Here is a 12,568-nt window from a genome sequence, read left to right on the forward strand (position 1 = left end):
TGCCGTGCAGACCATGAAGGCGGCCCTCGTTGCGACGATCGGCATCGTCGCTTTTCTGTCCTGTCTCCGTCCCGGCCTGGCGGAGGAGAATCGCCGTCTTGCACTCACCGTCACAATCGATGGAGCCATTGGGCCGGCGTCGGCCAGCTACGTGAAGGAGGCACTGGCCAAGGCGAGCGAACGGCGCGCCGAGGTCGTGCTTCTGACAATGAATACGCCCGGCGGTCTCAACTCCAGCATGCGCGAGATCATCGCGGATGTGCTCGGCTCGTCCGTTCCCGTCGTCGGCTACGTCGCTCCCTCCGGCGCCCATGCGGCGAGTGCGGGGACCTATATCCTCTATGCGACCCACATCGCGGCGATGGCGCCAGGCACCAACATCGGTGCCGCGACGCCGGTGCAGATTGGCGGACCGCTTCCCGGTCTGCCGAGCGGTGCACCCGACAAGGACAGCAAGGACAAGAAGGATGAGCCGAAGGACCCGATGACGGCGAAGGTGACGAACGATGCCGTTGCCTTTATCCGCAGCCTCGCCGAACTGCGCGGCCGCAATGCCGATTGGGCCGAGAAGGCGGTCCGTGAAGCCGCCACCCTGTCCGCCGACGGCGCGTTGCAGGCGCACGCCATCGACCTCGTCGCGCGCGATCCGGCTGACCTGCTCAGGCAAATCGATGGTCGCGTCGTCGAGGTCGCGGGCGGCGCGACGCAACGCCTGGCAACGCAGAACGCGGTTATCGAAGCCGTCGACCCCGGGTGGATATCCCGATTCCTGGCGGTCATCACCGATCCCAACGTCTCGCTCATTCTCCTGATGGTCGGCATCTACGGCTTGATCTTCGAGTTCATGTCGCCCGGTGCAGTCGCTCCGGGGGTGGTCGGGACCATCTGCCTGCTGCTCGGCCTTTACGCCCTCAACCTGCTGCCGATCAATTATGCCGGACTGGGCTTGATGATGGTCGGAATCGCGCTCCTCGCCATCGAAGCGTTCAATCCGACCGTCGTGATCGGCCTTGGGGGCGTCGTCGCCTTTGTGCTGGGCGCCATCATGCTGCTCAGGGTCGAAGCGCCGGGCTACCGGCTGTCATGGTCGGTCATCGCCGTTGTCGCGGCGATGCTCACCGGTCTCGTTCTGGTCGTGCTTGGCGCGCTTCGGCGCGCCCGCCGTGGCCCGCCAAGGGTTGGCGCGCAAGCCATGCGAGGCCTGGCCGCCGAGGTCCTCGACTGGAACGAGAACGAGGGACACGTCTTTACGCATGGCGAACGCTGGCAAGCGCGCGGCGCCGACAGCTTCAAGCCCGGCGAGAGGGTCGAGGTCGCCAATATCGCCGGCTTGACGCTGGTGGTCCGGCGTCCGAACCCTGCGAGCGGCAAGGGAGACCAATCTGATGATTGAATATTCGATTTATGCAGTGCTTGCGCTAATCGTTGTGATGTTTCTCACCCAGGCCGTTCGCATCCTCAGGGAATACGAGCGCGGCGTGATCTTCACGCTCGGCCGCTTCACCGGCGTGAGGGGGCCGGGGCTGATCATCCTCATTCCGGTCGTGCAGCAACTCGTCAAGCTCGATCTCAGGGTGATGGTGCAGGTCGTGCCGCCCCAGGACGTGATTTCGCGCGACAACGTCCCGGTCAAGGTCAATGCCGTTCTCTACTTCCGCATTGTCGACCCCGAGCGCGCCATCATCAAGGTCGGCGACTACATGGCCGCGACCAGTCAGCTCGCCCAGACCACGCTGCGTTCGGTGCTTGGCAAGCATGAGCTCGACGAGATGCTCGCCGAGCGCGACCGGTTGAACGCCGATATCCAGGAGATACTCGACAAGCAGACCGACATCTGGGGCATCAAGGTCACCGGCATAGAGATCAAGGATGTCGATCTCAACGAAAACATGGTGCGCGCGATCGCCAAGCAGGCCGAGGCTGAACGGTTGCGGCGCGCCAAGGTGATCAACGCGATGGGCGAGCAGCAGGCCGCGGAGAAGCTTGTGGAGGCTGGCCGGATCCTCGCGCAGGAGCCGCAGGCAATGCAGCTGCGCTATTTCGCGGCTCTGCACGACATCGCCGGCGAGCGGTCCTCAACCATTGTCTTCCCGCTGCCGGCAGGCCTGCTCGATCATCTCATTCCGCGACGGGATAACCCGTAGCTGGCAAGTTTCTACGTTCGCAAACGAAAAGGCGCCCCTCGCGGAGCGCCTTTTGCTTGATCGCATACAGTCGGGCCAGATCAGCCCGAATAGTACATGTCGAACTCGACCGGGTGCGGTGTCATTTCGAAGCGCTCGACTTCCGTCATTTTCAGCTCGATGTAGCTGTCGATGAAGTCGTCGTCGAACACGCCGCCGGCTTTGAGGAAGCCGCGGTCCTTGTCGAGGCTTTCCAGCGCCTCGCGGAGCGAGCCGCACACCGTCGGGATCTGCTTCAGCTCTTCCTTCGGCAGGTCGTAGAGATCCTTGTCCATTGCCGGACCCGGATCGATCTTGTTCTTGATGCCGTCGAGGCCGGCCATCAGCATCGCCGCGAAGCCGAGATAGGGATTGGCGAGCGGATCGGGAAAGCGCACCTCGACGCGCTTGGCCTTCGGCGAAGCGGTGTAGGGGATGCGGCAGGAGGCCGAGCGATTGCGCGCGGAGTAGGCGAGCAGCACCGGCGCCTCATAGCCCGGGACCAGACGCTTGTAGGAGTTGGTCGACGGGTTGGTGAAGGCGTTGATCGCCTTGGCGTGCTTGATGATGCCGCCGATGTAGTGGAGGCAGGTCTCCGACAGGTCGGCATACTTGTTGCCGGCGAACACCGGCTTGCCGTCCTTCCAGATCGACTGGTGCACGTGCATGCCCGAGCCATTGTCGCCAAAGACCGGCTTCGGCATGAAGGTGGCGGTCTTGCCGTAGATGTGCGCGACCTGGTGGATGCAGTATTTGTAGATCTGCAGATGGTCGGCCATCAGCGTCAGCGTGTCGAACTTCATGCCGAGCTCGTGCTGGGCTGATGCGACCTCGTGGTGATGCTTCTCGACCTTGACGCCCATCTTGGCCATGGCGCCGAGCATCTCGGAGCGCATGTCCTGCACGGAGTCCTGCGGCGGGACGGGGAAGTAGCCGCTCTTGGTGCGGATACGGTGGCCGAGATTGCCGCCCTCATATTCGGTGTCGGTGTTGGTCGGCAGCTCCGAGGAGTCAAGCCTGAAACCGGTGTTGTAGGGACCGGAGGAGAAGCGCACGTCGTCGAACACGAAGAACTCGGCCTCGGGGCCGACGAAGACGGTGTCGCCCACGCCCATCGACTTCACCATGGCTTCGGCCTTCTTGGCGATGCCGCGGGGGTCGCGGTTGTAGGGCTCGCCGGTGGTCGGCTCGAGCACGTCGCAGGTGATGACCATGGTGGTCTCGGCGAAGAACGGATCGATCGTCGCGGTCACCGGATCGGGCATCAGGCACATGTCGGACTCGTTGATCGCCTTCCAGCCGGCGATCGAGGAGCCGTCGAACATCGTTCCTTCGGCGAAAATGTCCTCATCGATCATGCTGACGTCGAACGTCACGTGCTGCCACTTGCCGCGCGGATCGGTGAAGCGCAGGTCGACGTACTTGACGTCGTTGTCCTTGATCGATTTCAGGACGTCTTTGGCGGTCTTCATGCATACCCCTTTTGGCTCTGCGGGTCGGTTTCCAGGTGAGCAGATTCGTTCTCGCTTTCGGCGAGTTGGCGCAACCGCACAAACGAAATCAGGCCGCCGAAGCAGCCTTTTTTCTTTCAGAGTGTCGCAAGATTCGGGATAGCACCCGGCTCAGATAGCGTCCAGCCCGGATTCGCCGGTTCGGATGCGGATCGCCTCCTCGATATTGGAGACGAAAATCTTGCCGTCGCCGATGCGCCCGGTTTGCGCGGCGCGGCGGATCGCGTCGATCGCGCGCTCGACCAGGTCGTCGCCGATCACGATCTCGATCTTCACCTTGGGCAGGAAGTCGACGATGTATTCTGCGCCCCGGTAGAGCTCGGCATGGCCCTTCTGCCGGCCAAAGCCCTTGGCTTCGGTCACGGTGATGCCTTGCAGGCCGACTTCCTGAAGCGCTTCCTTCACCTCGTCGAGCTTGAACGGCTTGATGATGGCTTCGATTTTCTTCACTGCGCGCCTCCCGGCCTGGTCGATCAAATAGCAACGTCTTCGTCAGGATGCGCTTTATCTCACGCACGATCTTGTCTTCGCTATGCCGGGACCTGACCAGCCCGGCAACAACGGCCGGCCACACCCAGATATTGCAGTGAGCACGACGAACCGAAGCGGCTTCCTCGAAAGCAGGGTCTATGCCAAGTTGCAAATGCCCTGATTATTGGAGCGTTATCAGCCTTTTAACGAGCATCTCTGATAGGTGGAGCCGACCGCTCAAAATACCGCAGACTACGAAATAGGCAAACGGTTCAATATCTATGCAGTTCGTTGTCCCGTTGTCTGGATCGGCACGGAACGTGCCTGTTGAAAAGGCGTTTGGACCAGGGAAGTGGCATGGAAGTTCTAACCACCGCCGAAATGCAGCGGGCTGATCAACTCAGCATCACGGCCGGCACGCCCGGCTTCAAGCTGATGCTGAGCGCGGGCCAGGCGGTCGCTAGCGCCGCCAGAGCACTGGTGGAGGCGGGGCCGATCCTGATCGTGGCTGGCCCCGGCAACAATGGCGGTGACGGTTTTGTCGCAGCCGCCGAGCTCGCCGCGCAAGGGCGCGAGGTCTCGGTCATCCTGATGTGCGAGCGGGATCAGCTCCAGGGCGACGCAGCCTCCGCCGCGCGCGGCTGGAAGCACCCGGTGCTGCCGTTCAATCCGCAGGCGATTGGAAAGCCGGCGCTGATCATCGACGCGCTGTTCGGTGCGGGTTTGAGCCGTCCCGTCGACGGCGAGGCGCGGGCGATGATCGAGGCGATCAATGCCAATGGCGCGCCGGTGCTGGCGGTCGATCTCCCAAGCGGCATCAACGGCACCAGCGCGGCCGTGCTGGGCGTGGCGGTGAACGCCACCGAGACCGTCACCTTCTTTCGCAAGAAGCCCGCGCATTTGCTGCTGCCGGGTCGCATGCATTGCGGCCGCGTGCGCGTCGCCGACATCGGCATCGACGCGCAGGTGCTCGACGAGATCGCGCCGCAGACCTTTGAGAACGATCCGGATTTCTGGGGCACCGCCTTTCCGGTGCCGCGCATCGACGGCCATAAATACGCACGCGGTCATGTGCTGGCGATCTCCGGCGATGCGGCCGCGACCGGTGCTGCGCGGCTCGCCGCCCGCGGCGCGTTGCGTGCGGGCGCCGGCCTCGTGACGCTCGCGACCCCGCGCGATGCGCTGGCGATCAATGCAGCCGCGCTGACCGCCGTGATGGTTCGCCCCGTCGACACCGTGGTCGAGTTCGGTGAGTTGCTCGGCGACAAGCGCTACAACACCTGCATGATCGGTCCCGGCGCCGGCGTCGGTGAGCAAACCTGCGATATCGTTCATACCGCCATCTCGGCACAGCGCCATGTCGTGCTCGACGCGGATGCGCTGACGAGCTTTGCCGCCAATCCCGAGCGACTGTTTGAAACGATCAAGTCTTCGCCAGAGGCCCAGGTGGTCCTGACGCCGCACGAGGGCGAGTTTCCGCGGCTGTTCTCCGACCTCAGCAACAAGACTCCGGGCCGCTCGAAGCTCGAGCGCGTCCGCGCCGCTGCCGAACGCTCCGGCGCTGTCGTGCTCTTGAAGGGCCCTGACACCACGATCGCCGCGCCTGACGGCCGCGCCACCATCGCCGCCAACGCCCCGCCATGGCTCGCCACCGCCGGCGCCGGCGACGTGCTCGCCGGCATCATCGCAGGGCTGCTGGCGCAGGGCGTGCCGGCGTTCGAGGCCGCCAGCATCGGCGTCTGGATGCACGGCGAGGCCGCGAGCGAAGCGGGGCCCGGGCTGATCGCAGAAGATCTCACCGAGACGCTGCCGGCCGTGCACCGGCGGATCTACAACGCCCTCGGGATCGAGTACTGATGCTCCGGCCGCTCGCGCTCGCCGACATGGGCGCGGCGGCGCAGGTCCACCGGATCGCGTTCGACCAGGCGATGCCGTGGCTCACTGGGCTGCACACGCCGGAAGAGGACCGCTGGTTCTACCGCGAGCGTGTCTTTCCGACCTGCCGCGTCTGGGGACGCTTCGACGGCGATGAGCTGGGCGGAATCATCGCGTTTCGTGACGGCTGGATCGAGCAGCTCTACGTTCGTCCCGGCGTGAGGGCCGCGGCTTCGGCACGGCACTGCTCGACATCGCCAAAGCCGCCAGCGAGCGGCTCGAGCTCTGGACCTTCCAGCGCAACGCACCGGGCCGGCGCTTCTATGAAGCGCGCGGGTTCAGGCTGGCCGAGGAGACCGACGGAACGCGGAACGAGGAGAAGGAGCCGGACGTCCGGTACGTTTGGCGATGCGGGCCACTTGATCCGTAGTTAATTGTTGGGCGAGAAGCTGACGAATTACGATCCGGCCGAGGACCTTCAATCCGACGAGGGCATCGCCGTGTTCATGGAAGAGGCGTTCAAGACCGAAGATGCCGCCTATATCGCGCATGCGCTTGGGTCGTGGCCCGTGCGAAGGGGATGACGCAGATCGCCAAGGAGACAGGTCTTTCTCGCGAACAGCTCTATCGCTCGTTCAGCGCCAACGGCAATCCGACGTTTAAAGCCACGATAGCCGTTATGAAGGCGCTCGGTATCGAACTCATGGCCAAGCCGCACGCTTAGCCCGCGAGCCTCACTCCACCCCGTACCACCGCACCAGCCGTGGCGCGGCCCAATCGGTCACCACGGACTCGATCAGCCATCGTCCCGGCGAAGTCGCGGCGAAGGCGATGCGCTGGGTCTGGCCGGGCTCGATGGCGAGCGTGTCGAGCCAGTATGGCTTCCAGCCATCGTCGAGCCGGTCGAGCAGGCGAAAATGATGGCCGTGCAAATGGAAGATGGTGGTGATGGGGGCGGGGTTCTTCACCGCCAGCACGACGGTCCGGCCGGCCTTGGCGGTGAATGCGGGGGCGGAGGTGGTGGAGAAATTGGCTGTCCGGGTCCAGCCGGCGCCGGGTGAGCCGGGCGCGACATCGAACCGCAGGGCGCCCCTCAGGTCGCATCCACAAAGGCATCGGCGCGGGCTCCGGGGGCCAGCACCAAGGCGCCGTTGCGGGCCGGGAACGGCTCCGCCGGCTGTCCGTCCAGCGCCATCACCTGGACCTCATGGCTTTCCAATTTGATTGCCAGAACAGAACGTTGCGAGCCGTTGATGAAGCGCAGCCGCAGCCGCTCGCCGGCGGAGGCTGAGAGTTCGAATGAAGTTAGCCCGTTGAGTGTGTAGAGCGGTATCGTGTCTTTGGGATCCTGGCCCGGCGGCAGTGCGGTGCCGTCCTGCCTCACGCGCCATTCCTCGATCAGCAGAACCTCGTCGCGATCGACGGCGATGCGGCTGGTCTCCTCGGCAATTACCGGAAGCGGGCGCGCAGGTTGCTTCAGGCGGTCTTCAAAAAGGCGAAAGTCGGCTACCAGGGTCCCGGCGTTTGGTATTGAAACAATTGATATTTCGGTTGCGTCCGGGGCGGTGGGCGCGCGCCCCCGCAAGGGATCAGCCAGCGCCGCGCCATTGAGGCCGTACCAGACCGGCGCAAGCGGTACCGGCAGGGTATTGCGGAAGGTCACCTCGCAGCGGTCGCCGCGCCTGAGATGGACATTGCCGAGATGGCTTACGGCGGCCAGTTCCCAGATCGGTGCAGGGGGCCGATCCGGCCTTAGAGCGAGGGTCGCAGGGCGGGCCTGGAGCGCAAGCTGGGTGGTGGTAACAGGCGCTGCGCCACCGCCGAGCAAGCCCGCGGCGGAGGCCCCAAGGCCGGCCAGGACCTCGCGTCTGGATGGGGCGAAAATCCGCGGTTTCATAGGCGCGATCCGGACCACGCCGCGCTGGATAAGTCCAGCCATCGTGCTTACTTGAAGGGTGTCTCGATCAAGCCATTTTTTTGCTGCGAACAGGCGGGCGCATGCTATAAGCCCGCCGCCCGCGGCATCGCGGCCGGTCTTGATGCAAATTCACGCGGGCGTGGCGGAACTGGTAGACGCGCTGGATTTAGGTTCCAGTGACGAAAGTTGTGGGGGTTCGAGTCCCTCCGCCCGCACCAAGCGCTTTCAGCGTTTGCACGGATTACTGAGGGGCCTCGCTCCGCGCGGACGTTTTTCCGCCTGGAGCCGGGCTCGATGAACCACCGGCGTTGAGGCGTTTGCCTCGCGCCGGATCGATTAATGACAGCGTTCCGACGCGCGAGCGTGCCGGGACCGAACGAGAAGAAGATTGGACGCCATGCAGGTCACAGAAACCATCTCGGAAGGCTTGAAGCACGAGTTCAAGATCAGCGTTCCCGCCTCTGACCTCGACGCCAAGGCTGGCGCCAAGCTCGTCGACCTCAAGGACAAGGTGCGCCTCAACGGCTTCCGTCCCGGCAAGGTGCCGGTTGGCCACCTGAAGAAGGTCTATGGCCGCTCGGTGATGGCCGAGACCATCGACCAGACCATCCGCGACACCAACACCCAGCTGTTCTCCGAGCGCGGCTTCAAGCTCGCGACGGAGCCGAAGATCACCATGCCGACCGAGAAGGCCGAGGTCGAGGAACTGCTCTTGGGCAAGTCCGACCTGACCTACACGGTCGCGATCGAAGTGGTGCCCGCCATCGCGCTCGCCGATTTCAAGTCCTTCCAGGTCGAGAAGCCCGTCGCCGACGTCTCCGATTCGGACGTCGACGAGGCGATCAAGCGCATCGCCGACACCAACCGCGGCTATGCCGCCAAGGGTGAGGGCGCGAAGGCTGAATCCGGCGACCGTGTCACCATCAGCTTCAAGGGCACCATCAACGGCGAAGCCTTCGAGGGCGGCGCCGGCGAAGGCATCCAGGTCGTGATCGGCTCCAACACCTTCATCCCGGGCTTCGAGGAGCAGCTCATCGGCATCGGCGCGAACGAGACGCGCACGCTGAAAGTGTCGTTCCCCAAGAACTACATGAGCGAGAAGCTCGCCGGCCAGCCGGCCGAGTTCGAGACCACCGTGACGCTGATCGAGGCGCCGCAGGATCTCACTATCGACGACGAGTTCGCCAAGACGCTTGGCCTCGAATCGCTGGACAAGCTCAAGGAAGCCGCGCGCGAGCGGCTGGTTGCCGAATACGCCGGTGCGACGCGCCAGCGCGTCAAGCGCGCGCTGCTCGACCGTCTCGACGAGGCGCATCGCTTCGAGGCGCCGCCCTCGCTCGTCGACGAGGAGTTCAACCTGATGTGGAACTCGGTCAAGGCCGAGATGGATTCCGCCGGCAAGACCTTTGCCGACGAGGACACCACTGAGGACAAGGCGAAGGAAGAGTACCGCAAGATCGCCGACCGCCGCGTGCGTCTCGGCCTCGTGCTCTCCGAGATCGGCGAGAAAAACAAGATCACCGTGACCGACGACGAGGTCGGCCGCGCCGTGATCGAGCGTGCCCGCTCGATGCCCGGCCGCGAGAAGGAAGTCTGGGACTATTACCGCAGCAATGCCCAGGCGCTGGCCCAGCTTCGTGCACCGATCTACGAGGACAAGGTCGTCGACTTCATCCTCGAGCTCGCCAACGTGACCGAGAAGAAGGTCTCGCGCGAGGACCTGTACAAGGACGACGAGGAAAAGACTGCAGCCTGAAGGCTTTGAGACAGTCTTCTATTAAGGATGATCAGCGAACCGGCCCAGCTAGCCAGATGGCCGGCTGGGCCTTTTTGCGAGAATCAGCTTCAAGTGCCCGGTGGATTAAGCCTTAACTCGTTCCGTACTTGTCTGGCGCGAATTGGGCTATATCTGTCGGTGGAGCCTGTATCTACGCGTTCCACTTGCAAGCGTTCTTCTACCAACTTCCTGCATCACGGGACGTCCATCGGCCTTCCGGCAAAAGTGGCGACGTCCTCCGAAAACCTAGGTGACTCATGCGCGATCCGGTTGAAACCTACATGAACCTCGTGCCCATGGTGGTCGAGCAGACCAACCGTGGCGAGCGCGCCTATGACATTTTCTCGCGCCTTCTGAAGGAGCGCATCATCTTCCTGACCGGGCCGGTCGAGGACGGCATGTCGACGCTGGTCGTCGCGCAGTTGCTGTTCCTTGAGGCGGAAAATCCGAAGAAGGAAATCTCGATGTACATCAACTCGCCGGGCGGCGTGGTGACGTCGGGCCTCGCGATCTACGACACCATGCAGTTCATCCGCCCACCGGTCTCGACGCTGTGCACGGGGCAGGCCGCCTCGATGGGCTCGCTGCTGCTCGCCGCTGGCGAGAAGGACATGCGCTTCTCGCTGCCGAACGCGCGCATCATGGTGCATCAGCCTTCCGGCGGCTTCCAGGGCCAGGCCACCGACATCATGCTGCATGCTCAGGAGATCCTGAATCTGAAGAAGCGGCTCAACGAGATCTACGTGAAGCACACCGGCCAGACCTACAAGTCGATCGAGGACGCGCTGGAGCGCGACAAGTTCCTGACGGCGACTGATGCCAAGGAGTTCGGGCTGGTCGACAGGGTGATTGACAAGCGCGCCGAGGAACCGGCGGCGAAGCCTCAGTAACGCGAGCGAGGCGGCAATATCGATCCCTGGTATTCCTCTTGCGGATTCCTTGGGGGGGATTCCCCGGGGATCGTCAGGGCAACGTTCACGTTAACGGCGCACTTCGCGAGGGCGCAAAAAACGCAGTTCTGCGCCCTGCGACAGGCAGAAAGTTCCGCTTTCGTGCTTGTTTTTCGTGGTAATCCAGCAACGCCGGGGTGATTTCGGTCACTTCGCCCGTGCCAAGACCTGAAATCACGGTATTGTCACGGGTTGTCGGCGACCCCTCGATTAGCGAATTCTTGATAGTCGGGTGACAGCATGGTTGGCTACGAATGATCGGCTATGATCGTGGAGAATCGATTGACCGTGATTCGCACGGTATGTAACGCGTAGGGTCTTTTTTGGTACGGAATTTGCTCTATTTGAGTCCCTTACCCGCGAACGTTTCGGGATGGGACGATCGAGCGGACGGGATCGAACCGCGGACGGAGACATGAATGAGTAAGGTCGGCACGAGCGACTCCAAGAACACGCTATATTGCTCGTTCTGCGGCAAGAGCCAGCACGAAGTCCGCAAACTGATCGCGGGTCCCACGGTCTTCATTTGCGACGAGTGCGTCGAGCTCTGCATGGACATCATCCGCGAGGAGAACAAGTCCTCGCTGGTCAAGTCGCGCGACGGCATTCCGACGCCGAAGGAAATCTGCAAGGTCCTGGACGATTACGTCATCGGCCAGAGCCATGCGAAGAAGGTCCTGTCGGTCGCGGTGCACAACCACTACAAGCGCCTCAACCACCAGACCAAGCACAACGACGTCGAGCTCGCGAAGTCGAACATCCTGCTGATCGGTCCGACCGGTTCGGGCAAGACGCTGCTCGCGCAGACGCTCGCCCGCATCCTCGACGTGCCGTTCACGATGGCGGACGCGACCACGTTGACCGAAGCCGGCTATGTCGGTGAGGACGTCGAGAACATCATCCTGAAGCTGCTCCAGGCTGCCGACTACAATGTCGAGCGCGCCCAGCGCGGCATCGTCTACATCGACGAAATCGACAAGATCAGCCGCAAGTCTGACAATCCCTCGATCACGCGCGATGTGTCGGGTGAGGGCGTGCAGCAGGCGCTGTTGAAGATCATGGAAGGCACGGTCGCTTCGGTTCCGCCGCAGGGCGGCCGCAAGCATCCCCAGCAGGAATTCCTGCAGGTGGATACCACCAACATCCTGTTCATCTGCGGCGGTGCGTTCGCCGGCCTCGAGAAGATCATCTCGGCGCGGGGACGGTCGACTTCGATCGGTTTCGCTGCCCAGGTGATGGCGCCGGAAGACCGCCGGACCGGCGAGATATTCCGTCACGTCGAACCTGAGGATCTCCTGAAGTATGGCCTGATCCCCGAGTTCGTCGGCCGTCTGCCGGTCGTCGCGACGCTGGAGGATCTGGACGAGGTTTCGCTGAAGAAGATCCTGACCGAGCCGAAGAACGCGCTGGTGAAGCAGTACCAGCGGCTGTTCGAGATGGAGAATATCGAGCTGACCTTCGCCGACGAGGCGCTTGGCGCGGTTGCCCGCAGGGCGATCGAGCGCAAGACCGGCGCGCGTGGTCTGCGCTCGATCCTCGAAGCGATCCTGCTCGAGACCATGTTCGACCTGCCGGGCCTGGAAGGTGTGGAAGAAGTCGTGATTTCCCGCGAAGTCGTGGAAGGAACGGCGCGTCCGCTCTACATCTACGCCGATCGGTCCGATCGCGCCGTCGAGAACGCCAGCGCCTGATTTTGCGGCGCTGGAACGCTCCAAACGTCTTTCATGGTAGCGGCTGCGGAAATGTACTCCGCAGCCGGAATTGCGTCGCTTACCTGCGTGCGTAAGCGCCTGATGGCGCGCGTTTTTCGATGACTTGACACCCCCCCGGTCGATAGCCACCTTATGTCGGCGGCGAGCGAAAATTCTGTTCAAGATTCGCCTCAGTTCCGATCCGGCAAGCCC

Annotated in this window: 8 protein-coding genes, 1 tRNA gene and 3 pseudogenes; 9 read left to right on the forward strand and 3 right to left on the reverse strand. The window is 63.3% G+C overall.

What is annotated here, in order from left to right:
* Positions 1-4 precede the first annotated feature (4 nt).
* Together ABID58_RS11635 and ABID58_RS11640 are read left to right on the forward strand one after the other, a co-directional pair.
* Complete coding sequence (locus ABID58_RS11635; RefSeq protein ID WP_354032725.1) at positions 5-1,393, forward strand: NfeD family protein; 1,389 nt, start codon at positions 5-7, stop codon at positions 1,391-1,393.
* Positions 1,383-2,144, forward strand: a complete 762-nt coding sequence (locus tag ABID58_RS11640; protein ID WP_148753598.1) for a slipin family protein — start codon at positions 1,383-1,385, stop codon at positions 2,142-2,144. Before ABID58_RS11635 ends, ABID58_RS11640 begins: the two co-directional genes overlap by 11 nt.
* Positions 2,145-2,224: 80 nt before the next feature.
* Here the strand turns inward: ABID58_RS11640 and glnA are convergent, their stop codons facing one another.
* A complete protein-coding gene (gene glnA, locus ABID58_RS11645; RefSeq protein WP_148753599.1) occupies positions 2,225-3,634 on the reverse strand; it encodes a type I glutamate--ammonia ligase in 1,410 nt (469 codons plus the stop codon).
* 150 nt (positions 3,635-3,784) lie between these two features.
* On the reverse strand, positions 3,785-4,123 hold the full coding sequence (locus ABID58_RS11650) for a P-II family nitrogen regulator (RefSeq protein WP_007603495.1): 339 nt from the start codon (positions 4,121-4,123) through the stop codon (positions 3,785-3,787).
* Between the two features lie 378 nt (positions 4,124-4,501).
* Between ABID58_RS11650 and ABID58_RS11655 the strand changes: the two genes are divergently transcribed.
* The 3 genes and pseudogenes from ABID58_RS11655 to ABID58_RS11665 all read left to right on the forward strand — a co-directional run bounded on the left by ABID58_RS11655 (position 4,502) and on the right by ABID58_RS11665 (position 6,743).
* Positions 4,502-6,001, forward strand: coding sequence for an NAD(P)H-hydrate dehydratase (locus ABID58_RS11655; protein ID WP_354032726.1), 1,500 nt, complete (start codon positions 4,502-4,504; stop codon positions 5,999-6,001).
* Positions 6,001-6,449: pseudogene (locus ABID58_RS11660) on the forward strand (GNAT family N-acetyltransferase). The gene ABID58_RS11655 and the pseudogene ABID58_RS11660 overlap by 1 nt, the downstream one beginning before the upstream one ends.
* A gap of 7 nt (positions 6,450-6,456) precedes the next feature.
* Positions 6,457-6,743 (forward strand): annotated as a pseudogene (locus tag ABID58_RS11665) (addiction module antidote protein).
* Positions 6,744-6,753: 10 nt separating this feature from the next.
* Here the strand turns inward: ABID58_RS11665 and ABID58_RS11670 are convergent.
* Positions 6,754-7,916, reverse strand: a pseudogene (locus tag ABID58_RS11670) (multicopper oxidase domain-containing protein).
* A gap of 154 nt (positions 7,917-8,070) precedes the next feature.
* Between ABID58_RS11670 and ABID58_RS11675 the strand changes: the two are divergent.
* The 4 genes from ABID58_RS11675 to clpX all read left to right on the forward strand — a co-directional run bounded on the left by ABID58_RS11675 (position 8,071) and on the right by clpX (position 12,355).
* Positions 8,071-8,155 (forward strand) — tRNA-Leu (locus ABID58_RS11675).
* A 179-nt stretch (positions 8,156-8,334) separates the two neighbouring features.
* Positions 8,335-9,693 carry a trigger factor gene (tig, locus tag ABID58_RS11680; protein ID WP_354032727.1) on the forward strand — a complete coding sequence of 453 codons (1,359 nt, stop codon included), beginning with the start codon at positions 8,335-8,337 and terminating at the stop codon, positions 9,691-9,693.
* 278 nt (positions 9,694-9,971) lie between these two features.
* Positions 9,972-10,604 carry an ATP-dependent Clp protease proteolytic subunit gene (locus ABID58_RS11685; RefSeq protein WP_148753604.1) on the forward strand — a complete coding sequence of 211 codons (633 nt, stop codon included), beginning with the start codon at positions 9,972-9,974 and terminating at the stop codon, positions 10,602-10,604.
* 479 nt (positions 10,605-11,083) lie between these two features.
* Positions 11,084-12,355 (forward strand): ATP-dependent Clp protease ATP-binding subunit ClpX, encoded by a 1,272-nt coding sequence (gene clpX / locus ABID58_RS11690; protein WP_354032728.1) that lies wholly within the window; start codon positions 11,084-11,086, stop codon positions 12,353-12,355.
* The last annotated feature ends 213 nt before the right edge of the window (positions 12,356-12,568 follow it).

This window comes from Bradyrhizobium sp. S3.2.6 (genome assembly GCF_040546885.1).
Classification (GTDB): Bacteria; Pseudomonadota; Alphaproteobacteria; order Rhizobiales; family Xanthobacteraceae; genus Bradyrhizobium; species Bradyrhizobium cytisi.

Bases quoted from the DNA above. Each gene is read 5' to 3' on its own strand.
- tig (WP_354032727.1), top strand. From the start codon at position 8,335: ATGCAGGTCACAGAAACCATCTCGGAAGGCTTGAAGCACGAGTTCAAG.
- ABID58_RS11655 (WP_354032726.1), top strand. From the start codon at position 4,502: ATGGAAGTTCTAACCACCGCCGAAATGCAGCGGGCTGATCAACTCAGC.
- ABID58_RS11685 (WP_148753604.1), top strand. From the start codon at position 9,972: ATGCGCGATCCGGTTGAAACCTACATGAACCTCGTGCCCATGGTGGTC.
- glnA (WP_148753599.1), bottom strand. From the start codon at position 3,634: ATGAAGACCGCCAAAGACGTCCTGAAATCGATCAAGGACAACGACGTC.
- clpX (WP_354032728.1), top strand. From the start codon at position 11,084: ATGAGTAAGGTCGGCACGAGCGACTCCAAGAACACGCTATATTGCTCG.